The organism is Arthrobacter sp. H-02-3 (assembly GCF_003097355.1).
In the GTDB taxonomy this organism is placed as follows: Bacteria; Actinomycetota; Actinomycetes; order Actinomycetales; family Micrococcaceae; genus Arthrobacter; species Arthrobacter humicola.
On sequence record NZ_PYUI01000002.1, the window covers coordinates 315,740 to 342,079 of the forward strand.

A 26,340-nucleotide genomic window follows, 5' to 3' on the forward strand; every position below is an offset into this window, starting at 1 on the left:
GCACGATGACAACAATCTCGGTGGTTATCCCGACCAGGAACGACGCCGGCATGCTCGCCGCGTGCCTGGCTGCGCTCGCCGGCCAGACCCGCCCGGCCGACGAAATCCTCGTCGTGGACAACGCCAGCACGGACAACACCGCGGAGGTCTGCGCCGCTGCGGGGGCGCGGCGGCTCGCCGTCGAACTCCCGGGCATCGCCGCCTGCACGGCACACGGCTTCGATGAAGCCTGCTCCGAGCTGATTGCCCGGCTGGACACCGACTCCATCCCGCCCGCCGACTGGCTCGAACGGGTTGAAGCAATTCTCGAGAAGGCCGGACCGTTGTCCGCCGTGTCCGGCCCCGGCGACTTCTATGGCGAGACCCGGTTCGCCCGGTGGGTGGGCGAGAGCGTCTACATTCCCGGGTATTTCTGGGCCATCGGGTGGCTGCTGGGTCATCCTCCGCTGTTTGGCTCAAATTTCGCCCTGCGGTCCGGCGTCTGGGACCGGATCCGGGGCTCCGTTCACCGGGGCATTCCGCCGGTCCACGATGATCTCGACATTTCCTACCAGATTCCGCCCGACGTGAAGGTGATCGCTGACCCCGGGCTGCGCGTGCGGGTCTCCGCGCGGCCGCTGGCGAGCTGGCACTCCGTCGGGCGCCGGTTGTCGATGGCGTGGACGACGTTCGGCATCGAATTCCGGCAGGAGGGACCTTTCCGGCGCCGCCGGCGCCGGCGGCAATGGGAACGAACCCACTCGCGTCAGACGGAACCGTAAAGCGCGATCAGGTCCCGGCTCATTTGGTACGGCGAGGTCTCACTCGGGCTGTGCCCGCCCCGGTAGACCGCGATCCGCGCGCCGATGGACTGTGCGAAGCGGCGGTGCAGCGCCAGCGGCCAGAGGTCATGTTCGCCGACCGTGACGAACTTCGGCAGCGACGCGGCGGCCAGTGCCGCCCGAAGGTCCGGTGCATGCTGCATCAGCCCGATGATGTCACTCACAGAGCTCCGGCGGGTGAACCGGAACCGGTACCGCACAAACCGAAGCCGGTTGGGCGCCACGTGCGCGACGTTGATGCGGATGCCCCAGATCATCAGCGCGGCGCCGATCCGAGGGTTGACCCAGCGGCTGACCCGGCCGACGCGCTGGACGCCGCGGAAACTCTGGCCGGGCTCCGGCGGGCAGCTGATCAGGGTGAGGGTCCGGAACTTTCCCGGGCGCCGGGTGAAGGCCAACTGGGCGACGATCGCGGCGAACGAATACCCGACGACGTGCGCGGGCCCGGCCTCGGCGTCGAGCATGGCGATCAGGTCATTGGTGAACAAGTCGTAGTCGTAGTGGGCGCGGGGCGGCACGAGGTTTTCGGGGCCCGCCGCGGCGGATTCGAACTGGCCGGCAATGTCACAACTCACGACGAAGTACCCGGCCGCGGCGAGCTCGGGCAGCATCAGCACAAAGTCTTCCTTGGAACCGGTCGCCCCCGGAATCAGGAGCACCCGGGGGTTTCCCGGTGTGCCCATGGAGATGGTGGCGAGTCTTCCGCTGGGCGCCTCGAAGGCGCCCCGGACGGCGCCTTCTGGCAAGGAGGCCCAGTCCACGTCGCCCAGCGCGGCGTCCCGGCGGGCGGCTTCATCGACCAGCGCGGATCCGAATCCCTCGGGTTCCTGCTCGCTCTGCGCGTTGCTGTCGGCGGACACCATGGACTAAACATAGCCCGGTCCGGTCGGGGCCGGGTCTGATTGGGCAGGAGCGGCGGCGCTCACGCCACTTTGCGCACGAAGGCGTGGAGCCGGCGGTAGACCTCCTGTGATTCCGGGTAGCGGAAGTTCTGTTGCCAGGTGTGTTCGGTGTTGGAGTTGTCCCAGCCGTAGATGAGGCTGTCCACGGGGACGGAATGTTCGCGCAAGCGGGCAATGAAGTTCACGTTGGCGGCGTAGAAGAAGTCCCGTTCCGAGGTGGTCACAAAGACCGGCGGGAAGCGGGAATCCAGCCACTCGATCGGCGAGAGGAAACCCGCGCCCTTGCGGAGGGCCTCCAAGTGGCCAGTGCCGGATCCCAGACCGAACAGGCCGCCCAAGCCGCGGCGCAGGCGTCCACCGATGCCCGCGTTTTGGCCGCCGGAACGGAGCGCGGGCAGCAGCATGCTGACGAAGTTCAGGCTCAGCACGAAGCCCTTTTCGAAGAAGACGGAAAAGTCCACCACGCTGCAGTGCTGGACAAGGCCCTTGAAGTCGGATGCAGGGACGGCCGGTAGCAGACCGTGGTGCCGTGCCAGTTCCGGACGGAAGCTTGCAGCGGTCAGGAGCGCCGCGACTTGGCCGCCGGCGGAGTCGCCGCCCAGTACGAGCCGCGATGCGTCGCCGCCATAGCCGGCGATGTTCTGCCGGACCCAGGCCAGCGCGGCATTCGCATCCGCCAGGACATGGGCCATGTGGAAACGCGGCGCCTTCCGGTAGTTCACGTTGACCACCACCATGCCGTCCTCGGCCTGGCTCGCGCAGTACTTGGTCAGCGAGGACTTGTCCCCGGAGGTCCAGCCGCCGCCGTGGAAGTACACGTAAACGGGGAGCACGGCGCCGGACTCGCCGGGCGCGGTTGCATCGGCCGCGGGGGTGCCGCCGGCGGGGGACGGGGTGATGACATCGAGGCGGTGGGCCCGGATGCCGTCGCCCACGAAATCGATGTCGTGGACATATGCGACGCCGGTAATGGGGTCAGCGTTGAAGCGGGCGTTCTCGCTGGCTCGTACGCAGTGCATCAGCACCCGCCAGGTCCACACCGGAACCCGACGCAGGACGTTCCTGGCCTTGCGGGCCAGAGTGAAGGTGTTGCGGTGCTGCGCTCTCCGTGGCCGGGCCGCCTGAAAGGATGACTCATGGTGGGTTGGCCAGCGGGCCGGGGAGGTCATGCACCAATTCTATCTGGCACACCCGTGCTACAGCTGTGAGGGCGGCCTGCCCTCACAGCTACGGCCCGGTTCGCCACCCGGAGGATTGCCCGGTGCCGCGGGCTCAAGGCTCCTCCACGATGGTGCCCGCGGCTCCGTCAACAGTGACCGTCTGCCCGGTCCGCAAACGAGTGGTCGCGTCCGGCACGCCCACCACGGCCGGGATACCGTATTCGCGGGCCACCACGGCCCCGTGCGAGATCACCCCGCCCATCTCCATGACCAGGGCGCCGGCGGTCATGAACAGCGGCGTCCAGCCGGGATCGGTGGACGGTGCCACGAGGATTTCCCCGGGTTCGAGGTGGGCGCCCACCGGGTCGACGATGACCCTGACCCGTCCGGTGGCGGTACCGGCCGAGGCCGGTGTCCCGGCGAGGGCGCCGGACGCCGGAGACTTAGCCAGCAGGGCGGCCTCGACGTCGGTACCGTCGGACAGCAGCAGGCGCGGGATGCGCCGGCGTCGCAGTTCCGTCTCGTACAGCCGCCGGCGGTCGGCGACGATGCTGTGAAGGTCCGCGCCGCGCAGGCCTACGCGAATCTCGTCGAATTCCAGGAAATAGACATCGTCCGCGGCGGCGATCGAACCGGACCGGGCCAGTTCAGCACCCACCTTGTTGAGCTGGCGGCGCATCTCCGCGAGCGTCTGGACGATGTAGAACTTCGGCAGTTCGCGCAGTCCGGACAACTGCCGGGTCCGGCGCAGGCAGAACTCCACCTGCCGGGCCCGGAGCCGGCTCCGGGTCCGGGCCCGTTCCACGAGGTCGCGGATCCTGGCCTCGGCGTGTTCTTCCGCGCGGGCAAACTGCCGGTCCGGGGTCTGCTCGGGGTCCTCCACATGGAGGTAGTTCGAGATCATGCCGAGGATGTGGTCCGGCTTCTCCGACCACCGGGGCATGCCAAGGTCAATTTCCGCCACGGCGCGGTGGCCGTAGCGGTCCAGGAACCCGCGCAGGCCGGTCTGGGCCACGGCAGGCAGGGTGCCGGCCGCATACCGGATGGCCAGGTCCTCCGGGCCGTGGGCCAGGAATACCTCACGGGACGCGGCATTCGCTCCGATGGTAACGGCGAGATGCCAAAGTTCAAGATCCATCTCGGTGGTGACGTTGTTGGGCAGCCCCCGGAGCACCGCTTCGAGTTCCCGCGGTTTCGCGATGCCGCGCAACAGTCTGCGGGCGGCCGCCAGCATGATGTAACCAACGGAGGGCCCGGGCAGCGTCGCCAGGATCAGCCCGTCCACGGTGCGGTCCAGGATGCGCTCGGCGTAATCGAGCCGGCCAAACGAAGTGGCGGGTTCCGGCAGGACGAGGTCGGCCTCGAGCTGCTTTCCGTAGTCGAAGGCGCGGCGCAGTTCCGCCGCCGGCCGCACCCCGGCCCGCAGCAGGGCCGGGATCAGCCGGCCCACCAAGGCCACGCTGCCCCTTGCTTCCGTGCTGCGGGCTGCAGCGCTGCCGGGTCCGGGCTTCCGCCGGGGCCGCCGCTGGCGCAGGCCGAACCGTGGATCCTCCAGCAGCGCCGGGAAGACCGCGCCTGTCCTCCCGTCGGCCAGCGGGAGCATCCGCAGCAGGTAGCGGCGGCCGTACTTGTTCCGGATCGCGGGCGTCACGTCCACGTACATGCGCAGCCCCGGGTTAACGTACTTCCACGGTCCCTTGCGGTTCCGCATTGAGCCGAGCACGGAGAGTCCCAGCGGGGTGAGTGGCCGGGTCAAGCCCTGGAACAGCGTGCCGCACAGGTAAACGCGTGTGTCAGCGGCGGCCCCCGATTCAGTGCCCAGTGGTTCGGCGGCGGCGGGGTCCGGCAACGGATACAGCGTGGTGATGGGCCGCGACTGGGTCAGCCAGATCTTGCCCGCGTCGATCACCCATTCCACGTCCTGCGGTGCACCGAACAGCCGTTGGACGGTGTCACCCAGCGCCGTGAGTTCGCGGACCCGGGCGTCGTCCAGGCTCGGGGCCCGGCCGGACCCAGCCCCAGTCCCGGCCCCAGCCCCGTCCGGAGAGCGGAGCAGGATGCGTCCCGTGGCCGTCTCGACGACGAAATGGTCCGGGTTTACGCTGCCGGAGACCACCGCCTGGCCCGGTCCGGCGCTCGCGTCGATGACCGTTTCGGTCCGGGTGCCCGTGACGGGGTTGGCGGTGAACAGCACGCCGGCGGTGACGGCGGGGACGACGTCCTGGACGACGACGGCGAGCCCGACGTCGCGGTGGCTGATGCCGTTGGCGGACCGGTAGGCCACGGCGCGTTCGGTCCAGAGGGAGGCCCAACAGCGCCGCACCGACTCGACGACGGCATCTGCCCCGGAGATGTTGAGAAAGGAATCCTGCTGTCCGGCGAAGCTGGCGAAGGGCAGGTCCTCGGCGGTGGCGGAGGACCTGACCGCGACGGCGGCCCCGCTGCCCAGCGAGGCATAGGCGGCGCGGACCGCGGCATCGACATCGGCGGGAATTGGGGCGGTCACGATCATTTCCCGGGCCTGCCTCGCCAGTTCGCCCAAATCAAGCTGGAGATGGTCCAAATCGGGGCGGTCCAAAGCCGGGTGGGCTGTTCCGCCGTCGGGGGACCATCCCGGCAGCTCGGCGTCCAGCCGGGCCGCCAGGGCCTCCAGTTCCGGCGGGGCGGCCTTCCTGTAGGCGACGGTGGTGAGGCAGAAGCCGCGCGGCACGGGGAATCCGGCCGCCGCGAGCCTGCCGAGGTTCATGGCCTTGCCGCCCACGAGCGGCAGGGGAGCGGAACCCAGTTCACTGAGATCCGCCACAAGAGTTTCCGGCGCTCTGCCCTGTGCAGACCCCATTTCCCTGTCCCACGTCCTGTCCGCGTATTCAATTCACGGCCGGCTGCCGGCTCCGTTTCCGGCGGCAGGGCCTTTCTGCAGAGTGAGGCTGCAGGCCTACTGTCCGGCGTCGGTCTCGCCGGTGTCCTCCCACATCACATCGAGATTGCGGAAGACCGGCGGGCCGTCGCACAGGGCGGCCATCTTCGCGGCGAACTCTGAGGTTTCGGGCCTGTTCGAGTTCTCCATGGCCGACTCGTAGGACTCGAATTCAACAATGGTGAGGTAAGTACCGGGGCGGTCGCGGTCGGCGGTGGCCATGATGCGTCCGAAGGTCGGGGCAGTGGACCCCTCGGTTCGTGACGGGCGGCCGAGTTGCTCGATCTCCTCGATGCGGGATGTTTGGAATTCAATGATCTGCACAAACCTGGCCATGACGGCTCCTCGACGGCGGCGGATGCTGATGCGCTTCACGCTAGACCCTCGCTCCTGCACGTGCAAGGGCAGCCGCAAGAGCAGGGGCACGCAGCCGCGCAGGGGCCCGGGGCGCCGCCGTCGAGAGCCCGGCTACGGGGTCAGCAGGACCTTGATGGCGCGCCGTTCGTCCATGGCACGGTAGGCCTCGGGTGCCTCCTCGAGGGGCATGACCGAGTCGAACACCCGGCCCGGGTTGATGGTGCCGTCCAGCACGTCGGCCAGCAGTTCCGGGATGTACGTCCGTGCCGGGGCCATGCCGCCGGCGATCGAGATGTTGGTGTCGAACAGGAAGCGCAGTGGGGCCTCGGCGCCGCCGGTGGGGACGCCGACAAAGCCGAGGGCGCCGCCGGGGCGGACACTGTGCAGCGCCTGGTCCATGGATTCCTTGGTCCCCACGCACTCCAGCACGGAGTCGGCCAGTACGCCGCCGAGCAGTTCGCGGACCTTGGCGACGCCGTCGTCCCCGCGTTCGGCGACGATGTCCGTGGCGCCGAATTCGCGGGCGATCGCCTGACGGTCCGCGTGCCGTGACATCGCGATGATCCGCTCCGCGCCGAGGCGCTTGGCGGCGAGCACGCCGCAGAGTCCGACGGCGCCGTCGCCGACCACCACCACGGTCCGGCCGGGGCCTGCCTTCGCGGCGAGGGCCGCGTGGTGGCCGGTGGCCATGACGTCGGAGAGCGTGAGGAGGCTGGCGCGGAGTGCATCGTCCGGATCCGTGACGCCCGGAACCTTGACCAGCGTGGATTCGGCGAGCGGCACGCGGACCGCCTGGCCCTGGCCGCCGTCGATCCTCAAGCCGGTGTCATCCTTGCCGCCCCAGCCGGCCAGGTGGTCGCAGGCCACCGTGACGCCGTTGAGGCACTGGGGGCACTGGCCGCAGCTGACTACGAACGGCGCGATCACGAAGTCGCCCACGGCGAGGTCTTTGACGTCCGCGCCGACGCTTTCGACCGTGCCGATGAACTCGTGTCCGATCGCGGAGGGCTTGTGGGTGGGCTTGACCCCGCGATAGGGCCACAGATCCGAGCCGCAGACGCAGGAGGCGGTGACCTTCACGACGACGTCGGTGGGCAGCTGGACCGTGGGGTAGTCGCGGTCTTCGACTCGGATGTCGCCGGGACCGTGGATGATGGTGGCGCGCATGGGTGCTCCTCGCATGATGGTGGGTGGGCTGGGACCGAGTTTAGTCCTCCGGGTCCGCCGAGGTCTCCTCGGGGCGCAGCAGCCGGGCGATCCTGTCCCGAACCCGCAGTTCCGGGGCGGATTCGTGGTTGAACAGGATCCGGTAGATCACCGGGGCCACCACGACGTCGATGATCTCCTGCGCCGCCGGCGCGGTTTCTCCGCGTGCCCGGGCGAGGTTCCTGATCTCCTCGACATGGCCTTGCATCAGGGCGAAGTAGTCCCGGGTCACCGCGCCGTCGGCGAGCATGTCCCGCAGCACTTGGCGGCCGAGCGACGAGGAGAACTCCTCGACGTAGGGCACGAACCAGGCCTGCATGTCCCCTTCCAGGGTCCCGGTGTCCTCCACCTGCTCGGGCAGCATCCGGTTGGACGCGACGGCGGCGAGGAGCCGCGGCAGATCTCCCCAGCGTCGGTAGATGGTCGATGAATTCACGCCGGCGCGTTCGGCCACGACGGGCACCGACAGGGCCGCACGGTCCCCGCCATGCTCCTCCAGCAGGGCGCGGACAGCTTCGTGTACTGCCTGCTGCACCCGGGCGCTGCGTCCGCCGGGCCGGGGTGTCGCTGTAGCCATCATCACACCAGCTTAATGCAGATTATTCGCTTTAGGTGGTCGTGAGGATACTAGACTCTTAATGCACAGATTGTGCTTTTAGTAGGTAGGGAATAGCTTTGAAGAACACCCGTACCGCGTTCTGGCTGCACGCGGCCCTCCTGACGGTCTTCATCGGGGCCTCGTCTGCTCCGTCGCCGTTGTACGAGTTTTACGCCCGGGAATGGGGGCTCGGCCCGGCGGCCGTGACGGTCGTGTTTGCCGTCTACGCCGTGGCGGTGCTCCTGACGCTGCTGGTTGTCGGATCCCTCGCGGACCACGTGGGCACCCGTCCGGTCCTGCTGGGCGCGGTGGGGCTTCAGGTCGCGGCCATGATGACCTTCGCCTTTGCCTCCGGGCCGGGAGTCCTCGTCGCCGCCCGGGCCTTGCAGGGGATCGCCACGGGAGCGGCCATGGGGGCCGCCGGGGCGGCGCTGCTTGCCTTCGAAGGCGCCGGCGGGAACGGCCGCGGATCTCTAGTGAACAGCGCGGCGTCCCCGGTGGGTTTGTCCGTCGGGGCGCTCGGCTCGGCGTCGCTGGTCCGGTTCCTGCCCGAGCCCACCAAGGCCGTGTACTTCCTCGTGGCCGCGCTGCTCCTCGGCTTGGGCGCGGCCCTCGTGTGGCTGCCGAGTGCGGGCCGCAAGGCGCCGGGCGCCATCCGCTCCTTGGTTCCGGAGGCGAGGATTCCCAGATCCGCCCGCCGGACGATGGCCGCCACCATGCCTGTCGCGGCGGCCACGTGGGCGCTCGCCGGTTTCTACCTCTCGCTGGGGCCCGTCCTGGCGCACGCCATGACGAAGGATGGCTCGGTCCTCGTCGGCGGCCTGGCGCTCGTCGCGCTCTTCGTGCCCGGTGCCCTGGCCATCCTCGTGGTCCGGCGCTGGTCGGACCGGAAAACCCTGCTTACCGGCGTCATCGCATTGATTTCGGGCATTCTGCTCACCGTGCTGGCGGTCCAGCTTGGCTCCGCGCCGCTGTACTTCGGCGGCACGGCCGTCGCCGGCGTTGGGTTCGGCAGCGGCTACTTCGGTGCGATGCGCATGACGCTGCCCTTGTGCGGCCCGCACGAGCGCATTGGCATGCTCTCCAGCATCTACGTCATCTGCTATCTCGGCTTCAGCGTCCCGGCCGTGGCGGCGGGCCTGCTGGTCCCGGTCGCCGGAATGAAAAACACCACGCTGATCTACGGTTTGGCCCTTGTGCTTGCCGCTGTCCCTGCCCTTGTATTGATCGCCAAGGGCACCCGCACGAATCGCATCAACTTGGCCGCTGCGCCGTCAGCAGCCTCCTGAAAGGAATCGACATGACCTACACGCTCCCCGCCAACATCGCGGACCGGCCCATCACGATCATCGGCGGCGGAACCCTGGGCCGGCGCATCGCCTTGATGCTGTCGCTCCAGGGTGCCGAGGTGCGTGTCTTCGACACGGACCTCGCCGTGGCCAAGGCCGCCATCGAGTACATCGCCACGCAGCGCCACCGCGCCGTCGAGGAGCTCGGGGGAAACCCGGCGGTCCGGCTCGCCGCGAAGGACAACCTGGTTGATGCCCTCCGCGATGCGTGGCTCGTGGTCGAGGCGGTTCCGGAGAAGCTCGGCCTCAAACAGGCCCTCTTCGCCGACCTTGACCAGTTGGCGGCCCCCGACGCCGTGCTGGCCAGCAACTCGTCCTCGTTTGCTTCCTCCGAATTCATCGGCGGCGTGGGCAGCCCGGAGCGGGTCCTGAACATGCACTTCTACATGCCGCCGGCGGTGCGTTCGGTGGAGCTGATGTCCAGCGGCCACACCGATCCGCGGATCATCGAGCTGCTCATGGCCGAGCTGCCCAAGTACGCGCTGATGCCGCACCGGGTGCGCAGGCAAAGCACCGGCTTCATCTTCAACCGGATCTGGGCAGCGATCAAGCGCGAATCCCTCCTGGTGGTGGCCGAGGGCGTCGCGGACCCCCAGGACGTGGACGCACTGTTCGCCGACGTCTTCAAATCCGAGACCACGCCGTTCCGTTTCATGGACGAGGTGGGCCTGGACGTCGTCCTGGACATCGAAAACCACTACTGCGAGCTCGCCGGCATGGAGAACAAGTCGGCCCCGATGCTGGAGGAGTACATCGCCAACGGCTGGCTCGGGATCAAGAGCGGCCGCGGCTTCTACAACGACTACGCCTGACCCCGGCACCCGACCCGCACCACGATGCTTTTTGGCGGGCTTCAAGCCCGCTGAGGTAGTTCGTGATGCCCACGCCCGCCCACCCGGGTAGTCGCTCCGGCCCCGCATAGTCCACCCGGTCAGGTGGTTGCGGTCCACTCCGGCTGCTGAGCCACACTGAGACCAGTCCTCGGTGTGGCTTGGATCACAGTCGCAAGTTGAGGAATACGCCGCTGGTGTCACCGCGCCTCAACATACAAAGGAGTATCAATGGAACGGCTCATTAACATCGACAACGGTGGGACGCTGACCGATATTTGTGTCTGGGACGGTGAGAATTTTTCGTTCACGAAGACCCTCACGACGCCTTTTGACCTCTCCCAGTGTCTCTTCGACGGCATGGCCAAAGCTTCGAAGGAGATCTTCGGCGAAGAGGATCTCCCCGGGCTTCTGCACTCAACCCGTCACATCCGGTACTCCACCACCCAGGGAACCAATGCCCTCGTGGAGCGCAAGGGTCCCCGGATTGGCATCCTCACAGACAGCCCCACGCTGGCCGGCGAGCTCCGCACTGGCGGGGCGGCAGCTGAGCTGTTCGAAGACCTCGTCGGCACGCGGGTGGCAGTCATCAACGCTGAACAGGACGTGGAGGAGCTCGCCCAGGAAATTGTGAAGCATGTCAACCGGCTGACGACCGATGGCGCCGCACGGCTTGTCATCGCCATGGCGGACCGCAACAAGGAGAAGGCCGTCAAAGGCGTTCTGCTCCGGAAGTTCCCCCGCCACCTGCTGGGCTCGGTACCCATGTTGTTCTCCTGGGAATTCACGCCCGACACCGTCCAGGGCCGCCGGGTGTGGTCCGGAATCATCAACTCCTTCCTGCATCCCACCATGGAGCGGTTCCTCTACAGCACCGAGCACCGGCTGCGGGACCACAAAGTTAAAAACCCGCTCCTCATCTACCGCAATGACGGAGCTTCGTCACGGGTGGCCAAGTCCGTCGCGTTGAAGACTTACTCTTCCGGCCCCCGCGGCGGGCTGGAAGGAACCAAGGCCCTCTCGGAGGCCTATGGCCTCGCGCACGTTCTCATGATCGACGTCGGCGGCACCACCACGGACGTCGGCTCGGTCAAGAACTCGACCATCTCGACGGACCGCAGGGGCTCCATCCAGGGGGTCCCGGTGTCCTTCGAGATGAGCAACGTCCACTCCAGCGGCGTCGGCGGCAGTTCCGTCATCGCCGTCCGCGACGGCGTCATCACCGTCGGCCCGGAGAGCGTCGGAGCCGCCCCTGGCCCTGCTTGTTTTGGTTTTGGGGGCAAGCAGGCCACCATCACGGACGTAAACCTGCTTCTCGGAGTGCTCGATCCGGACACGTACCTCGATGGAGGTTTCAGTCTTGACGCGGAACGCTCCCGCGCCGTCATCACCGAAGTCATCGCAGAACCTTTGGGGATCACCCTGAATGACGCCCTGATCCGGATGGAAGCCGCCTACTTCGAACGCATGTCGCAGTCCTTTGCCGCCGACGTCGAGGATGCGGATGCCACAACGGTGGCCGCATTCGGTGGTGCCGGACCCATGAGCGCCTGCGGTGCCGCGCGGATCGCGGGCGTTCGCCGTGTCCTGGTGCCCAAGATGGCTGCAGTCTTCTCAGCCTTCGGAATCGGCTTTTCCGACATTGCGCAGACCTATGAGGCGAATGTCGCGGGAATGGACGCGCAAGAGTTCGGTGCAACCAAGGCGATGCTGCTGGCCCGGGCTGCGCGGGACATGTTCCAGGAGGGCCACGAAATTGACGACTGCCGGCTCGAATGGAACGTGGTGCTTGAAGATGCCGAGGGGCAGCTGGTTTCTGAGTTGCCGTACCTGGCTTCCGATCCGCAGCCCGGCACCAGCGAACACAACACCATGCTGACCCTGACCGCCCGGTACGAACTGCCGCACGCATCAATCAGGCGGGCCGAATCAGTGGCGAAGACGGCCGCCGTCGCCGCCTCCACCCGAAAGGTCCGCTCCGCCGTGGACAAAGTGGACGAGGTTCAGGTCTTCGACCTGGGCAGCCAAACGGCAGGGGCTTCGGCGTCGGGCCCGGCAATCGTCGAAGGCCCCTACTTCACGGCCCGCGTGCCCCATGGCTGGGTCTTCGACGTGACGGTCTCCGGCGACCTCATGCTCACAGACTCCCTCCAGAAGTGACCCCACACAACCAGCAAGAACAGGTGAGACACGCTATGCGAATTCCAATGACGGAATATCTGATCATCGATCTCGAGACCGAGCGGTGGAACTGCAGGGTATGCAACCAGGATCTCGGCGAGGCCAGAGGCAACTACAAGGAGGGGACACTGGTCTACGACCGGGACCCCACGGAAATCCACCAGTCGATCCTGGACCCGGAGAAGTACGAATTCACGTTCGCTCCGGACCCCACTTTCTGCCGGATTCTCGAGTTCTACTGCCCGGGCTGCGGGACGCAACTGGAAACGGAGTACGTACCGCCGGGACACCCGCCCACGGTGGACATGCTGTGGGACATCGACTCGCTCCGCGAAACATGGATCAAGCGGGGCACCAAGCCTGAGGTCGTCATCAATTACGGACCCGGGGAAGAGGCTGTTGCTGATTTCACCCCGGCCCTCGGCTCGTACAACACCCACAACCATTCCCCCCATTCGTTCAGCTAGTACTTGGAATAAAGGAGACCACTGGTCATGAAACGAATCTCCGTCGACATCGGCGGCACATTTACCGACTGCTTTTTTGCCTGGGAAGACCAGTACGTTGAAGCAAAGGCGCTCACAACGCACCACAACCTGGCCCAAGGCTTCAACGAAGCACTCGACCTCGCCTGCTCACGCGCCGGGCTGGACCGGGACCTCGTCCTGAAGGAAGTCGATTCCGTCCGGTATGCCACGACGCTCGGCACCAACGCCCTGATCGAAGGCAAAGGCCCTCGGGTGGGGGCACTGGTCACCCACGGCTTCGAGGACACGATCCCGCTGTCCCGCGGCCGTGGCTACGGTGAAGGACTGGACCCTTCCAAGCAGCAGAACATGCCTGATGCCACCCGCCCCGATCCGCTCGTTCCCCGCGCCCTGATCCGCTCGGTGAAGGAGCGAATCAACTCCGCCGGTAAGGTGGTCGTTTCGCTGATGGAGGACGATGTCCGCACCCAGGTGCGCGAACTCGTGGACGCCGGTGCGGAAGCGATCGTGGTCTCCCTGGTCAACTCGACCGAGAACCCGGTCCATGAGCAGCAGATCCTGGAGATCATCCTGGACGAGTACCCGGCCCACGAGCTCGGAGCCATCCCCGTCCTGCTGGGAAGCCAGGTGTCGGGCCGAAAGGGCGAGTACGTCCGTGCGACGTCGACGATCGTGGACGCATTCCTGCACGAGATCATGTTCCACGCGCTGGGGCAGCTGTCCAACAACCTGCGTTCGTCCGGTTACGACAAGCCCATGCTTGTCATCCACAACTCAGGCGGCATGGCGCAGTCCAACTCGACTGATGCCCTGCAGACCATCCATTCCGGCCCCATCGCCGGCGTCGGCGCCGCACAGCACCTGGCCGACAGCACCGGCCTGGGAAACGTGATTTCGACCGATATGGGCGGCACGTCCTTCGACATCGGCCTGGTCCCGGAAGGCGGAGTCAAGCACTACGACTTCCAGCCGACCATCGGCCGCTGGCTGGTATCGGTTCCCATGATCCACTTGCTGACGCTGGGCGCGGGAGGCGGCTCGATTGCCAGTTATGACCGCATCCACCACGCGGTACAGATTGGGCCGGAATCAGCCGGCTCGGATCCAGGCCCCGCGTGCTACGACCGCGGCGGCCTCCGACCGACAGTCACGGACGCTGACCTGGTCCTGGGGTACCTGGATCCGGACAACTACGCCAACGGCTACATCAAGCTGAACAAAAAGCGCTCCGCCTACGCAATCGACGAGGTCCTCGCTGATGACCTGAACATGGATACCATCCAGGTCGCCAAGATCATCAAGAATGCGGTCGACGAGCAGATGGCGATCGGAATGGCCAAAGAGCTGCGGGTCCGGGGATACCTTCCGGAAGACTTCACCATGCTGGCCTATGGCGGCAACGGACCCCTGCACGCCTGCGGCATCGCCGATCACGCCGGCATCCGCAGGATCCTCGCGCCGCCCTTTTCCTCGGTGTTCTCGGCCTGCGGCGCCGGCAACATGAAACCCCTCCACATCCATGAGCGCGGCTCCCATGTGGTGCTTTACAACCCCACGGACCGCAGCCTCTACCAGAGCTACGACGAGCTGAACAACGTCATCCAGGAGCTGGAAGCCAAGGGCAAGGAAGACCTGATCCGCCAGGGGTACGACGCCGCCGACATCCGCTACAGCCTCGAAATGGACATGCGCTACGGCAATCAGCTGGTGACCACGGCCGTCGTTTTCGACATCAACCGTGTGAACGGCGTCGCCGACGTGCTTCACCTGATCCGGACGTTCTCGGACATCTATGGCAAGCGCTACGGTGCCGGCAGCCAGGCTCCCGAGGCAGGCATCCGTGCCCAGACCGTGCGGGTGTCGTCCTACGTGGACGGGGACGTGGTCAAGTTCGATTCGATCGACTCCGGACACGACAGGACCATGCCCAGCCCGGTCGGCACCCGGCAGGTCCACTTCGTGAAGATCGACGGGGCCGTCGACACCCCGGTGTACGACGCCGAGGCCCTCCACCACCAACACGTCATCCACGGCCCGGCCATCGTCACCACGGAAAACACCACGTATCTGGTGGAACCGGGATGGCGCCTGGAACCGACATCCCAGGGAGCCGTGTGGTTCCTCAAAGACTGATCCCGTGCCTCACGGATCCCATCCAGGCCTTCCAGCTAATCCCATTGAAGGAGCTCGACAGCAATGACGCTTACAGCAAATGAACCCAGCACGACCGGCGAAGCCGGAGACACAGCCGACGACGCTTCCCAGCCGCTGACTGCCCAGGAGCAGCAGTGGGTGGACCAATTCATGGACGAAACAACCCTCTTTCTCGGCCCGGACCCGGCCATCATGCGAAGCCACCAGATCACTTCCCGCTCCGCCTACGAGGAAGAGTGCATCTCCAAGGGCGTGGACCCCATCAAGGTGGATCGCATCCGCAAGCGTCTGGCCGGCGCCCTGGATGAGGGCTACGAAATGTGCGAGGCCATGGGTGCCGCTCCCGGCGCCAAATGGGGGGACCTGACGACGGCGATCTACACCGCCGAAGGGGATGTCACCTACCTGTCCTGTCATGGCGTGATCGCGTTCTCGGCGATCCTGCATCACCCGATCCGCTACATCATGAAGTATTGGAAGGACGAGCCGACGGTGGGGATCAACCCCGGCGATGGGTTCATCCACAATGATGCCCGGTACGGAAACGTCCACAACACGGACCAGTCCATGATCATGCCGATCTTCCGCGAGGGAAAGATCATTGCCTGGGTCGCCGCGACCATCCACGAAGGCGAGAACGGGGCCTGCGAGCCCGGCGGAATGCCGTCAGGTTCCGAGACCCCGTTCGACGACGGACTCCGGATGTCCCCCTTCAAGATCGTTGAGAAGGGCGATCTGCGCCGGGACCTGCTGACATTCCTGCAGCACTCGGTTCGCGACCCCAAGCTGCAACTGGCTGACCTCAAGGTCAAGATCGGCGCCGTCCAGCGCATCCAGGAACGCGTCGACAGCATCATCGACGAAGTGGGAGTGGAGACCTTCGTCGCTGCCCTGCGGGTCACCGTTGAAGACGTGGAGCAGGAAGTCAAGCGTCGCATCAGTGAACTGCCGGACGGGACCGTGTCCTTTAACCAGTTCATGGACTCCACGCTCAAGGAGAACATCCTGATCAAGTTCGCCTGCAAGGTGACGGTCAAGGGTGACAAAATGACGGTGGACCTGAGGGGCACGGGTCCCGAAATCCTCAACCGGGCCATTAACTCCCCGCTGTGCTCGGTCAAATCGATGATGATGCAGGCAATCCTGGCGTTCTGGTGGCCTGACCTGCCCCGCTGCACCTCGGCGATGTCTCCTATCGACATCATCTCGGATGAACACACGTGGGCAGACGCTGGTTACGATGCTCCGATGGGGCAATCGCTGCAGGCGTCGTTCCGCGGATTCTCGGCCCTGCAAACAGCTTTCGCCAAGATGCAGTTCTCCAACCCGGAGAAGTTCTCCAATGTCCTGGCTCCGTGGTTCAACCAGATCAACACCTTCCTGTGGGGAGGCCTGACCCAGCACGGCGACCAGGTAGGAAACCTGTGTGCCGACCTCAACGGCATGGGTGGCGGTGCCAAGGCATTCCGTGACGGTGAAGACGCTGTCTCACCGCTGTTCTGTGCCATGGCTGACACTGCCGAACAGGAAGTCATGGAAGAGGAAGTTCCTTTCATGCAGCTGGTCAGCAAGCGGATCGTCCGCGACAACCAGGGCTTCGGCAAGAACAGCGGCGGCATGGGCTATGAGATGATCGTCGCCGCCGAGGGAACGCCGATGTGGGGCTTCATGACCGTTACCTCGGGATCCAAGTTCTCGTCCGTCACGGGAATGTTCGGCGGCTACGGCTGCAGCACGACACCGCTGGCCATGGTGAAGGGCATCAACATCTACGACGTCATCCGCAAGGACTCCAGCAAATTCGATTTGTCCATGGAGCGGATCATGAACGAGCAGCCCTACGAGGGCGGTAAATACACCACTTCCCATATGGGGCTGCAGTTCGACGTCGCCAAGGACGGCGAGATGTACATGATCGCCCAAGGCTCCGGCGGCGGGTACGGCGACGTTCTGGAACGTGATCCGGAAGCAGTGGCCAAGGATCTGGAACTCGGCCGCATTTCACCGAAGGTCGCCACCAGCATCTACGGCGTCGTCTGGGATCCTGAAACGTTCGTGGTGGACCAGGAGGCAACCACCCGGCTGCGCCACGACTCACGGCAGGCCCGGATCGCCCGCGGCAAGCCGTACAAGGAGTTCCTTGAGGGCTACGTGAAAACCGAGCCCCCGAAGGACCTGCTCTACTACGGGTCCTGGGGCGACGACACGGAGGAGCTCACCGCCACGCACTTCACGAATAACGGACCGGAACGGGTCAAGGCGACCATCGACAAGCTGCCGCTGATCATGCTTCCGGACCGCAGGGAAGTGAAGATCAGCGCCCTGGAGGACCGAATCCGCGAGCTCGAGCAGAAGCACGGGGAAGTTGTCCACCGTAAGTCCTAGCCCGTTACGGCACGTCCCGGGCTGCGACACAGCAACCCCAGAAGCCTTCAGCGCCGCATCCTCCCCAGCCAGGACGGTGCGGCGCTGAAGGCCTATATCAGCCAAAGTATGGAGAAAGACGTCATGACCACTTCCACCGCCACCACCCTCGCCAACGTTGTTGCCTCCCCTCCGTCGGGGCGGCCGAAAGCCATGGTGTTCGACCACCACGAGTACGCAGCTTCCGTGATTCTTCGTGGCCGGCCCGTCCCGTGGGACAACGCCACGGCGTATGCGGCTTTCTTCGCCCAGGCACAGGGGCTGCTCCGGCCGGACGTGGCGCTCCTAGACCTGGACCGGCTGTACGGTCATTTGACCGCCGGCAACACCAGGCTTGAGACCGGCATGGCGGCCAGATCCCGGACAGGGTTCGCGCTGAGGACTTTGCTGGGCGACGAGGACCTCAACCGGGCGGTGCTGGACTTCGTTACCGTGTTCGCCAAGACAGCCCGCCAGCCTGTGGTGCTTCGCATCCCGTCGCCGATGATGTGGCTCACGGACACGCACCACTTTTCGGGCGCGGACGATACCAGCGCCCTCGACGCCGACAACGCCGAGAATGCCTCCATGTATGTCAGCGACTGGCTGCGGGCGTTCGCGGGGCTGCCCGTCGCGGGACTTTTGCTGGACAACCGAACCTCTGCCGGTGCCTCCCGCGGCGTGCACGTTCCGCTGGAGACCTACACTCCGATTGCCAATCTGGCCGGCAACTACCGTTGGACGCTGGGGCAGCTCGACGACGATCAGCCGCGTCTGCACGGGGACGCCGCGGTTGGCGCCTATATTCCTGCAGGGTTCTGGCTGGGGTCGGAAGCGGAACTCCCGGCCGTGGACTTCTACCTGGGCGAGATCCCCAGCGCCGCATCGCCGGAGGACGTGCTGGCCAGACTGGAAACCCTGGGGTAACTGACGTCGGGTTACTCCGGCGGGAGCAGATGCCGCCGTCGGGCCTCTATGACGCAGGCCCTTCGGTCACTGACGCCGAGAGTGTTGAACAGGCTCTTGAGATACCACTTGACGGTGTTGATGCCCAGATGCAGCTCCTGGGCGATTTCGCGGTTGGACCTTTCCTTCTCGACAAGACGCAGGATCATCTGTTCGCGCTGCGACAAGCCCGGTTCCGGAACGGTGGAGCCCGCGCCCGTGGGGGGAGAGACGGCCTCTGCAGACCACCGGGCATCACGGTTCGTCTTGGCCTGGGAATCCAGCCGGATGAGGATACTGAGGAAACGCGGTAACTCGTGGCTCCCCACCTCCGGGCCGGGCTCCCGCCGCAGCCTGGCCGAGGTGGCGCGCACCAGATCCAGGCAGCCTGAGCCGCCATCGAGGACGGGACGGACCAGGCCCAGCCGGCAACACGTCTCGAGTGCAGGCCAGAGCGTCGTTTCGGCTTCCTCACGGTTCCCCGCCTGTTCCAGGGCGGCCGCCAGCAGGATACGGGCATTTAGCTCCGCCCTCGGCCCCAAATAGGCTGCGGCCCGTGACAGCAGGCGGCGGGCGCCTTCCACCGTGGCCAGTTGCCTGGGGGAGGCCGGTCCCTCGTGCTCGGCGTCAGCCATGGCGGACCGCAGCTGCGTGGCCAGCTGGATCTGGTGCCTGGCCTCGGCCAGCCCTTCCAGCCGTGGCCCGGTAGTGTCCGCCGCTTCTTGGGCAACTGCCGCGCCCAGCACGGCATTGTGGGGTTCGGCGTCGATGGTCCGGGGGCTGATTCCCAACTGCACGCGTTCCAGATTCATGACCAATTTGAGCCGGTCCAGGCCGAGGTTGTCGGCCACCAGATCGCCTTCATCGAGTATTTCCCGGGCCCGCGGAGTGTCCCCCCGAAGTGCTTTTATTCTTGCCAGCGTCCCGTATGTGGACAACATGAAGTCAACCACCCCGCCTTCGGAGCCCAGCTCGCGGGTTTCCTCCAGTAACTTCTCGGCCTTGTCGAGTTCGCCGCGTTCATAGAGGAGCTGGCCCATCATTGCTCCCGCCAGCCGGGCCGCGTGCGAGTATCGCCCGGCCTTGCGCCGGCCGAGTTCCACAGCCGCGGTGAAATGCTGGTCCACGCTGTCCAGATCGAGCAGGGCGTAGGCGGCAAGCCCCGCGAAACACTGTCCGTACACGCCACTGAAGGGCCCCGAGGTGAGACCGTGGAACTTCGCGGCCCAGCGCTGTTGTTCCAAAGCGAGAGGGTAATCGCCGTTGTGGATCTTCTTGAACGTGGAGACGTTCGCTGCCACCGACACGATCCAGGGCCGGAGCAGATCCGCCTGGGCGAAGCACTTCTCGTCCAGTTCATCCACGTGGTTTACTCTGTCGCCATACATGTCGATGCAGCTCTGCACAACGAGCCCTTCGACGCCCAGTTCAAAGCGGTCGTGTTCGGTCAGGGTCGCATCGGCGGGCATCACGGCTTCAGCCCGGTCCAAGGCACTCTGCGCCGCTGCGGATTGGTGAAGCAGGGTATGGGCCCAGGCTATCGCCGTCTGGAGCCGGGCTTGCCCGGCCACATGGTCAGCCGGGATCTTGCCGACGAGAGCCAACAGGGTCGACATGCTGGAGTGTTCCACTAGCCACATGGCGCGGAATTCGACGATCTCCACCGCGAGCTCAACGTCCCCGGCGGCGAGGGCATGGTCCACCGCGTCGCTGGGGAATCCGTTTTCCGAATACCAGCGGGCAGCGATCAGGTTCAGTTCCTTGGTCCGGCCCGGGTAATCCCGCTCCAGACGTCGGCGCAGGTAGTCCTCAAACAGGTGGTGATAGCGGTACCACGTGCCGTCCTCGTCGAGGGGCTGCAGGAAAAGATCCTGCGCCTGGATCTTCTCCAGCATCGCCTGGCCCAGTTCGACTCCCGAGAGGGCGGACGCCAGCCCCGCGCACAGCCGTTCCGGAACCGACGTCGTCAGCAGGAAATCCAGCGTTTCGGGGTCGAGGGTGTCGAGGACGTTTTCGGCCAGATATTCACCGATCGAGGCGTGCCTGCCGGAGAGTCGTTCGATCAGTTCTGAGGCCTCGCGGTGGTCCCTGAGCGACAGGGAGACCAGTTGCAGCGCGGCGATCCAGCCCTCAGTCGTCCGGTGGAGGCTGGCCACGTCTCCCGCATCCAGATCGAGCCGGTTGATGCCGACCAGGAAGTCCTGGGATTCGTTTTCATCGAACCTCAGTGCGACCGCGTCCACTTCGAGCAGCTGGTCCCGCACCATAAGCCGGCCCAGTGGCAGGCCTGAGCGGGTGCGGCTGGTGATGATGAAGGACAGATGTGAGCCGCCGGCATCGAGCAGCCGTTCCACTACCGCCCTGGTTCTGGGCTCCGTGACCAGATGCCAGTCATCCAGCGTGATGACGATGTCCTCGCCGCCCTCATCGATGGCGTTGATGAGGGCGGGAACCACGTATTGCTCAGCATCGTCGGGGCGCTCCTCCAGCAATTGCTGCAGCTCCTCCTCGAGTCCGGGCCGGGCTTTGCGGATTGCCTGGAGCAGATGGGAAAGGAACCAGATGGTGTTGTTGTCGTCCCGGTCCAAGGACAACCAGACGGTGACGAGCCCCTGGGACGCGAGGCTTTCCATCCATTGGGCGGCAAGGGTCGACTTGCCAAAACCGGCCGGGGCGTGGATCAACGCGAGCCGCCGTTTCCGGTCCGAGTGGAGCATCTCGGTCAGCCGCGCACGGTGAACCCACTGGCCAACAGGCTCGGGCGCGCGGAACTTGCTTGACGCACTGGGTGGTCCTGTCGGCATCCGCCACCTCCTTGTGGTCCGGCGGTCGCCGGGAATGCATTTAGCCCTCTGAAATCCTATGGGAACCGCGGCATCAAAGACAGCGGTGACCAGCGGCCGCCCCTTCCCGCGGATTCCTGCCCCCGGCGCCCCCACCACAAGCAACGCGGGGTCAGATGTGGTCCATCCAGCCATGAGGAATGGGCTGTATCTGACCCCGCGTTTGTTCTTCTTAGACGGCTTCGAGGACGCTGACGTAGTTGGCGATGCCGACCCCGCCCATGTTCTGCACCGCGGCCCGACGCGGGCTGGCCAACTGCATGGCGCCGGCCGTGCCGGTGAGCTGCATGGCGGCGATGACGTGCTGCGAGACGCCGGTGGCGCCGACCGGGTGGCCCTTGGCCTTGAGGCCGCCCGAGACGTTGACGGGAAGCTTGCCGTCCTTGAAGACCCAGCCTTCCTCGAGGGCCCGGGCGCCCTGGCCGCGTTCGGTCAGTCCCATGGCCTCGTACATCAACAGCTCGGCGATGGTGAAGCAGTCGTGGACTTCCGCGAAGTCGAGGTCCTCCAGGCCGACACCGGCCATCCTCAGGGCGCGCTGCCAGGAGACCCGCGTGGCGGCGAATTCGGTGGCGTCCCGGCGCTCGGCCGGGAAGAAGTCGTTGGCCTGGCCGAACCCGGCGAGCCGCACCGGCGCGGTGGCGCCCCCGGTCGGGGCAACGCTGAGGACGACGGCGGCGGCGCCGTCGGACACGGGGGAGCAGTCGGTGCGCCGCAACGGATCGGCCACCATCGGGTTCTTGTCCGAGACGGTGCGGCAGAACTCCTCGCCGAGGTCCTTGCGGAGCTGGGCGTAGGGGTTGTCCACGCCGTTGCGGTGGTTCTTGGCTGCGATGGTGCCCAGGACGTCGCCGAGCTTTCCGTTGCCGTCCCCGTAGCGCTTCTCGTAGTGCTTGGCGACCTCGGCGAAGAGTCCGGTGAACCCGGTAGTGGAGGTCTTGCCGGCCATGTCGTAGTCGGCGCCGAGCAGGGCCGCGCCCACGACGTCGGCCCCGGCCTGGGTCATCTTTTCGGCCCCGATCACCAGGACGGTCTTGGCGGTGCCGGCCAGAAGGGACTTGGTGCCTTGCTGGAACGCGGCCGAGCCGGAGGCACAGGCGTTCTCAACCCTGGTGGAGGGGACGTTGGCGAGCTGGTCCGAGACCTGGAGTGCCAGCGAGGACGGGAAGGCCAGCGGCATCATGCCTGAGTTGAACTGGCCCAGGTAGATCTCGTCGATCTGGCCGGGCTCGATCCCGGCGTTGCCGATCGCCTCGGTGGCGACCTGGACGATGAGGGACTCGAGGGTCTCGTCGGTGAGTTTGCCGAAGCGGCTGTGGCCCCAGCCGGTGAGCAGGACGTCCTTGCCGAACTGGTCTTTGAGGCTCATGCCGTGGCTCCTTCGAATGCTGTTGTCTCTTCGGTTACTTCAAGTGCTTCGGGCGCGACGTCGAAGTCGGCTTCGGTCTTCGCGCGAATTTCTTCCACCGTGACGCCGGGGGCGAGGCGGGTGAGCGTGAGCCGCCGCCCGCCGCCTGTTTCTTGTTCATTCTTCACAAGGTCAAACACCGCGAGGTCGCTGATGATGCGGTCCACGCAACTGAGCCCGGTGAGCGGCAGGGTGCATTCCTTGACGATCTTCGCGGTGCCGTCCTTGGCGTTGTGCTCCGTGAGGACCACGACGCGCGGGGTGCCGGCGACGAGGTCCATGGCGCCGCCCATGCCCTTGACCATCTTGCCGGGGATGGTCCAGTTGGCGAGGTCGCCGTTCCCGGAGACTTGCATGGCGCCCAGGATCGCGACCTTGACGTGGCCGCCCCGGATCATGCCAAAGGATGTGGCGGAGTCGAAGATGCTGCCGCCGGGCAGGACGGTGACGGTCTGCTTGCCGGCGTTGATGAGGTCCGCGTCTTCCTCGCCCTCATAGGGGAACGGGCCCATGCCGAGCAGCCCGTTCTCGCTCTGCAGGACAACGCGGACGCCGTCGGGCAGGTTGTTGGCCACCAGCGTGGGGATGCCGATGCCGAGGTTGACGTAGTCGCCGTCGTTCAATTCTTCGGCCGCGATGGCAGCCATTTCATTCCGGGTCCAAGCCATGATGATTCTCCTGAAGAAAGTAGGGGGCGGCGCTTAGGCCGGCACGGATGTGGCTTCGGCGGTTTCGGCAGCTACAGTGCGGGGACGGACGGTCCGCTGTTCGATGTCCTTGACGCGGGCGCTGGCCTGGACGAGGCGCTGGACGAACACGCCTGGGGTGACGATGTGGTTCGGGTCCAGCTGGCCGGGCTCCACGATCACCTCGGCTTCGGCGACAGTCACGGCGCCGGCCGTGGCCACCACGGGGTTGAAGTTCTGCGCGGTGTAGCGGTAGATCAGGTTGCCGTCGGTGTCGGCGGTGTGCGCGTGCACCAGGGCGACATCGGCCTTGATGGCGCGTTCCTGAACAAACGTTTCGCCGTCGAACTCGGCGAGCGGCTTGCCCTCGGCGACGAGGGTGCCCACGCCGGTCTTCGTGTAGAAGGCCGGGATCCCGGCGCCGCCGGCACGGAGGCGCTCCGCAAGTGTGCCCTGCGGGGTGAACTCCACCTCCAGTTTGCCGGCCAGGTACTGCTCGGCGAACAGTTTGTTTTCCCCGACGTAGGAGGCGATCACCTTGCGGACCTGTCCGGCTTCGATCAGGATGCCGAGGCCCTTGCCGTCCACGCCCATGTTGTTGGACACCACGGTGAGGTTTTTGACGCCCGAATCGCGCACCGCCTCGATCAGGTCAGCCGGGATGCCGCTGAGGCCAAAGCCTCCGACGGCGAGCGTCATGCCGTCCCGCAGTACGTCCTGCAGCGCGGCGGCCGCTCCGGATTTCACCTTTGACATCGCATCTCCTCATTGAGCTCCTGACGCGATCCACTTTGTGGACCGTTCCTCTGCTGTTGGAGCCTACGGTGCAGAAATGACGGCTGTCAATGGACGATTTTGGCCTCATCCATGCCGTTTTTACAGTATGGACGGTACACTGGTGAGCGTCCACAATATGGATAGATTGAGTGGGTCTAACGCGAAATCCGAGGAAAGAACATGTCTTCATTACCTGTCCAGGGCGCACAAGTCGTCAGCCGCGTCGCGTCGCTGCTGCGCATAGTCGGACGAAAACCGGAAGGCTCCCCGCTCGTGGAACTCGTCAGGGAGTCCGGGCTCACCCGGCCCACCGTGCACCGGCTGCTTTCGTCTCTGGCGTCCGAGGGCCTGCTGGACCAGGACCCGCAGGGCGGCAACTGGGTGCTGGGTCCGGAGATCTTGCTGCTGGGGTCCGTGGCCTCGGCCCGTTTCCCGCTTGAGGACATCGCCCGGCCCAGCCTCCGCCGCCTCGCCGAGGAGACTGGCGAGAGCGCCTTCTTTTCCATCCGCCGCGGCAACGAAACGGTCTGCCTGCTCCGGGAGGAGGGAAGTTTCCCGGTCCGGTCCTTCGTGCTGCACGAGGGTGTGCGGTTTCCGCTCGGCGTCGCCTCCGCGGGCACCGCCATCATGGCGTTCCTGCCGGCGGAAGAGCAGGAGGAACTGCTCTCGGATTGGCCAGCCCACGCGGGCAGTTTCGCGGCCGGGCACACGGAAGCGCTTGTCCGTGAGAACCTCGAAGCCACGCGGCAGGCCGGCTATGCGGTCAACCCGGGGCTGATCCTGGAAGGAAGCTGGGGGATGGGCGCGGCGGTCTTCGACCAGCGGGGCCGCCCCGCCTGGGCCCTCTCCCTGACGGGCATCGAGCCGCGCTTCCGGGAAGACCGTCGCCCGCAGCTTGGGCGGCTGCTCATGGACGAGGCCCACCGCATTTCGACGCAGCTGCAAGGCACCCGCTAGGACCCACCGGAGTGTCGCTATGCTTTGTGGGCCGGCCCGGACGCCTCGACAAAACAGGGGCCGCGGAGCACGATGATAACTGCATCCGGAGACTTCAGCTGCCGCTCTGTGAGCTGAGGTTACCCGCACCGATATGATCGCCAGTGCCCGGCCAGCGGGCACGGTCCGGCGGCCGTACTCCCCGACCCCGCCACGGGGTCCCCGGGGAGGAACGGTCCGGCGGACGCGCCCTCCGCCGGCGCCGGCCGGCGCCGTGGTCGACGTCGGCCGTGAAACGAACACCAGGCCGGTCCCCGGCCGTACATCTGGAATTCCCCCAAAGGAGTGAGTCGTATGGCTCCTCACCCCGCAATACATGCAATGCCGCGCCTTGTGCGCCTCCTGATAGCTGCCGGGATGGCACTGGTGCTGCCTCTGGCACTCAGCGGCGCCGCCCAGGCGACCGGCAGCAAGCCGTCAAGAACGTGGACCGTGCAGGTCGGGTCCGAATCCGAAGACCAGGCGATTCAAGGCATGGCATTCCTGCCCGAGCATATTTACATCAACGCCGGCGACAAGGTGACGTGGAAGGCCAACTCCGCCGAGATCCACACCGTCACGTTCCTGGCCGCCGGCCAATCACTGGAATCCACACAGCCGTTCAACCCCACGGATCCGCAAGAGATCTCTAAACAGGGCAGCAACGTCTACGACGGGCAGTCCTATTTCAGCTCCGGAGTCATGTCCAACGTGTCCAATAGCGGTTTTAAGGAAGCCGCGAAGTACACACTGAAATTCCCGCACACTGGTGAATTCACGTACTACTGCTTGGTGCACGGGATGGCCATGAAAGGCATGGTCCATGTCCGGGACGCAGGAACTGACTACCCGTACACGCAGTCGCAGTACGACCGCCACGCCAAGAAACAGGAACAGCGCATCCTGCGCGACGGACGCCAGTCCTGGGACGCGGCCCGCGACCAAGCCAGCAACAACACGGTCATCGCCGGCACGGACAACGGGACCTCCATGGTCATGCGGTTTGTGCACCAGGAAATCAGCATCAAGGTCGGTGAAAGCGTGACATTCGTGAACAACGGCATGGGAGCCCCGCACACCGTCACGTTCGGCAAGGAACCGGCCAACATCTTCGCGCCGCTCGGCGACCCCGGCCACTTCACCGGCGGGGACCTGAGCTCCGGGCTGATGCCGCCAGGCAGCCACTTCACTGTGACCTTCCATTCGGCCGGCGAGTTCAAGTACATCTGCGCCCTGCATGACTTCATGGGCATGGTGGGCACCGTCGAAGTCCGGAAGTAGGGGGCCGGACTAAGGCAGACCGGATACTGCGGCGCCGGCAGGTGCCTGCCGGCGCCGCA

20 protein-coding genes are annotated in these 26,340 nt (G+C 65.9%); 10 read left to right on the plus strand and 10 right to left on the minus strand.

All coding sequences use genetic code 11. From position 1 onward, the window contains the following. Window positions 1-5: 5 nt before the first annotated feature. Complete coding sequence (locus C9424_RS03855) at window positions 6-761, plus strand: glycosyltransferase family 2 protein (protein WP_116765595.1); 756 nt, start codon at window positions 6-8, stop codon at window positions 759-761. Here C9424_RS03855 and C9424_RS03860 read toward each other — a convergent pair. The 6 genes from C9424_RS03860 to C9424_RS03885 all read right to left on the minus strand — a co-directional run bounded on the left by C9424_RS03860 (window position 746) and on the right by C9424_RS03885 (window position 7,943). After that, a complete protein-coding gene (locus C9424_RS03860; protein WP_116765596.1) occupies window positions 746-1,684 on the minus strand; it encodes an alpha/beta fold hydrolase in 939 nt (312 codons plus the stop codon). The two genes, C9424_RS03855 and C9424_RS03860, sit on opposite strands and share 16 nt — an antisense overlap. 59 nt (window positions 1,685-1,743) lie before the next feature. Continuing rightward, window positions 1,744-2,892: an alpha/beta hydrolase gene (locus tag C9424_RS03865; RefSeq protein ID WP_237563274.1), complete on the minus strand. Its 1,149-nt coding sequence runs from the start codon at window positions 2,890-2,892 to the stop codon at window positions 1,744-1,746. Window positions 2,893-2,995: 103 nt separating this feature from the next. Then, entirely contained in the window at window positions 2,996-5,722 is a 2,727-nt protein-coding gene (locus tag C9424_RS03870; RefSeq protein WP_116765597.1) for a PEP/pyruvate-binding domain-containing protein, read from the minus strand. A gap of 96 nt (window positions 5,723-5,818) precedes the next feature. After that, window positions 5,819-6,136 carry a hypothetical protein gene (locus C9424_RS03875; RefSeq protein WP_091250489.1) on the minus strand — a complete coding sequence of 106 codons (318 nt, stop codon included), beginning with the start codon at window positions 6,134-6,136 and terminating at the stop codon, window positions 5,819-5,821. Window positions 6,137-6,268: 132 nt separating this feature from the next. Then, window positions 6,269-7,324, minus strand: coding sequence for a zinc-dependent alcohol dehydrogenase family protein (locus C9424_RS03880; protein ID WP_116765598.1), 1,056 nt, complete (start codon window positions 7,322-7,324; stop codon window positions 6,269-6,271). A gap of 40 nt (window positions 7,325-7,364) precedes the next feature. Next, on the minus strand, window positions 7,365-7,943 hold the full coding sequence (locus C9424_RS03885; protein ID WP_116765599.1) for a TetR/AcrR family transcriptional regulator: 579 nt from the start codon (window positions 7,941-7,943) through the stop codon (window positions 7,365-7,367). Between the two features lie 95 nt (window positions 7,944-8,038). Between C9424_RS03885 and C9424_RS03890 the strand changes: the two genes are divergently transcribed. The 7 genes from C9424_RS03890 (at window position 8,039) to C9424_RS03920 (ending at window position 18,293) form a co-directional block, all read left to right on the plus strand. Continuing rightward, window positions 8,039-9,250: an MFS transporter gene (locus tag C9424_RS03890; protein ID WP_161958191.1), complete on the plus strand. Its 1,212-nt coding sequence runs from the start codon at window positions 8,039-8,041 to the stop codon at window positions 9,248-9,250. Between the two features lie 11 nt (window positions 9,251-9,261). Then, the gene (locus C9424_RS03895) at window positions 9,262-10,122 is read left to right on the plus strand and encodes a 3-hydroxyacyl-CoA dehydrogenase family protein (protein ID WP_116765601.1); all 861 of its coding nucleotides are present in this window, start codon (window positions 9,262-9,264) and stop codon (window positions 10,120-10,122) included. A gap of 249 nt (window positions 10,123-10,371) precedes the next feature. Continuing rightward, a complete protein-coding gene (locus C9424_RS03900; protein ID WP_116765602.1) occupies window positions 10,372-12,300 on the plus strand; it encodes a hydantoinase/oxoprolinase family protein in 1,929 nt (642 codons plus the stop codon). Between the two features lie 35 nt (window positions 12,301-12,335). Further along, window positions 12,336-12,788, plus strand: coding sequence for an acetone carboxylase subunit gamma (locus C9424_RS03905; protein WP_116765603.1), 453 nt, complete (start codon window positions 12,336-12,338; stop codon window positions 12,786-12,788). A 27-nt stretch (window positions 12,789-12,815) separates the two neighbouring features. After that, the gene (locus tag C9424_RS03910) at window positions 12,816-14,942 is read left to right on the plus strand and encodes a hydantoinase/oxoprolinase family protein (protein WP_116765604.1); all 2,127 of its coding nucleotides are present in this window, start codon (window positions 12,816-12,818) and stop codon (window positions 14,940-14,942) included. A gap of 63 nt (window positions 14,943-15,005) precedes the next feature. Further along, window positions 15,006-17,348 carry a hydantoinase B/oxoprolinase family protein gene (locus tag C9424_RS03915; protein ID WP_116765605.1) on the plus strand — a complete coding sequence of 781 codons (2,343 nt, stop codon included), beginning with the start codon at window positions 15,006-15,008 and terminating at the stop codon, window positions 17,346-17,348. Between the two features lie 123 nt (window positions 17,349-17,471). Continuing rightward, window positions 17,472-18,293, plus strand: coding sequence for a hypothetical protein (locus C9424_RS03920; protein WP_133247474.1), 822 nt, complete (start codon window positions 17,472-17,474; stop codon window positions 18,291-18,293). An 11-nt stretch (window positions 18,294-18,304) separates the two neighbouring features. Here C9424_RS03920 and C9424_RS03925 read toward each other — a convergent pair whose 3' ends face one another. The 4 genes from C9424_RS03925 to C9424_RS03940 all read right to left on the minus strand — a co-directional run bounded on the left by C9424_RS03925 (window position 18,305) and on the right by C9424_RS03940 (window position 24,004). Continuing rightward, entirely contained in the window at window positions 18,305-21,115 is a 2,811-nt protein-coding gene (locus tag C9424_RS03925) for a LuxR C-terminal-related transcriptional regulator (RefSeq protein WP_161958192.1), read from the minus strand. A 211-nt stretch (window positions 21,116-21,326) separates the two neighbouring features. Continuing rightward, window positions 21,327-22,523, minus strand: coding sequence for an acetyl-CoA acetyltransferase (locus C9424_RS03930; RefSeq protein ID WP_116765608.1), 1,197 nt, complete (start codon window positions 22,521-22,523; stop codon window positions 21,327-21,329). Further along, entirely contained in the window at window positions 22,520-23,230 is a 711-nt protein-coding gene (locus C9424_RS03935) for a CoA transferase subunit B (RefSeq protein ID WP_116765609.1), read from the minus strand. The genes C9424_RS03930 and C9424_RS03935 overlap by 4 nt, the downstream gene beginning before the upstream one ends. A 33-nt stretch (window positions 23,231-23,263) precedes the next feature. After that, window positions 23,264-24,004 (minus strand): CoA transferase subunit A, encoded by a 741-nt coding sequence (locus tag C9424_RS03940; protein ID WP_116765610.1) that lies wholly within the window; start codon window positions 24,002-24,004, stop codon window positions 23,264-23,266. Window positions 24,005-24,205: 201 nt separating this feature from the next. On the opposite strand from C9424_RS03940, the gene C9424_RS03945 reads away from it, so the two are divergent. Both C9424_RS03945 and C9424_RS03950 read left to right on the plus strand, forming a co-directional pair. After that, the gene (locus tag C9424_RS03945; protein WP_116765611.1) at window positions 24,206-24,982 is read left to right on the plus strand and encodes an IclR family transcriptional regulator; all 777 of its coding nucleotides are present in this window, start codon (window positions 24,206-24,208) and stop codon (window positions 24,980-24,982) included. Between the two features lie 333 nt (window positions 24,983-25,315). Then, entirely contained in the window at window positions 25,316-26,281 is a 966-nt protein-coding gene (locus tag C9424_RS03950) for a plastocyanin/azurin family copper-binding protein (protein ID WP_202615759.1), read from the plus strand. Window positions 26,282-26,340 lie beyond the last annotated feature (59 nt).

What these genes read in the sequence shown, in the direction of transcription:
- C9424_RS03855 (WP_116765595.1), top strand. Translation starts at nt 6, where the DNA reads ATGACAACAATCTCGGTGGTTATCCCGACCAGGAACGACGCCGGCATG.
- C9424_RS03860 (WP_116765596.1), bottom strand. Translation starts at nt 1,684, where the DNA reads ATGGTGTCCGCCGACAGCAACGCGCAGAGCGAGCAGGAACCCGAGGGA.
- C9424_RS03865 (WP_237563274.1), bottom strand. Translation starts at nt 2,892, where the DNA reads ATGACCTCCCCGGCCCGCTGGCCAACCCACCATGAGTCATCCTTTCAG.
- C9424_RS03870 (WP_116765597.1), bottom strand. Translation starts at nt 5,722, where the DNA reads ATGGGGTCTGCACAGGGCAGAGCGCCGGAAACTCTTGTGGCGGATCTC.
- C9424_RS03875 (WP_091250489.1), bottom strand. Translation starts at nt 6,136, where the DNA reads ATGGCCAGGTTTGTGCAGATCATTGAATTCCAAACATCCCGCATCGAG.
- C9424_RS03880 (WP_116765598.1), bottom strand. Translation starts at nt 7,324, where the DNA reads ATGCGCGCCACCATCATCCACGGTCCCGGCGACATCCGAGTCGAAGAC.
- C9424_RS03885 (WP_116765599.1), bottom strand. Translation starts at nt 7,943, where the DNA reads ATGATGGCTACAGCGACACCCCGGCCCGGCGGACGCAGCGCCCGGGTG.
- C9424_RS03895 (WP_116765601.1), top strand. Translation starts at nt 9,262, where the DNA reads ATGACCTACACGCTCCCCGCCAACATCGCGGACCGGCCCATCACGATC.
- C9424_RS03900 (WP_116765602.1), top strand. Translation starts at nt 10,372, where the DNA reads ATGGAACGGCTCATTAACATCGACAACGGTGGGACGCTGACCGATATT.
- C9424_RS03905 (WP_116765603.1), top strand. Translation starts at nt 12,336, where the DNA reads ATGCGAATTCCAATGACGGAATATCTGATCATCGATCTCGAGACCGAG.
- C9424_RS03910 (WP_116765604.1), top strand. Translation starts at nt 12,816, where the DNA reads ATGAAACGAATCTCCGTCGACATCGGCGGCACATTTACCGACTGCTTT.
- C9424_RS03915 (WP_116765605.1), top strand. Translation starts at nt 15,006, where the DNA reads ATGACGCTTACAGCAAATGAACCCAGCACGACCGGCGAAGCCGGAGAC.
- C9424_RS03920 (WP_133247474.1), top strand. Translation starts at nt 17,472, where the DNA reads ATGACCACTTCCACCGCCACCACCCTCGCCAACGTTGTTGCCTCCCCT.
- C9424_RS03925 (WP_161958192.1), bottom strand. Translation starts at nt 21,115, where the DNA reads ATGCCGACAGGACCACCCAGTGCGTCAAGCAAGTTCCGCGCGCCCGAG.
- C9424_RS03930 (WP_116765608.1), bottom strand. Translation starts at nt 22,523, where the DNA reads ATGAGCCTCAAAGACCAGTTCGGCAAGGACGTCCTGCTCACCGGCTGG.
- C9424_RS03935 (WP_116765609.1), bottom strand. Translation starts at nt 23,230, where the DNA reads ATGGCTTGGACCCGGAATGAAATGGCTGCCATCGCGGCCGAAGAATTG.
- C9424_RS03940 (WP_116765610.1), bottom strand. Translation starts at nt 24,004, where the DNA reads ATGTCAAAGGTGAAATCCGGAGCGGCCGCCGCGCTGCAGGACGTACTG.
- C9424_RS03945 (WP_116765611.1), top strand. Translation starts at nt 24,206, where the DNA reads ATGTCTTCATTACCTGTCCAGGGCGCACAAGTCGTCAGCCGCGTCGCG.
- C9424_RS03950 (WP_202615759.1), top strand. Translation starts at nt 25,316, where the DNA reads ATGGCTCCTCACCCCGCAATACATGCAATGCCGCGCCTTGTGCGCCTC.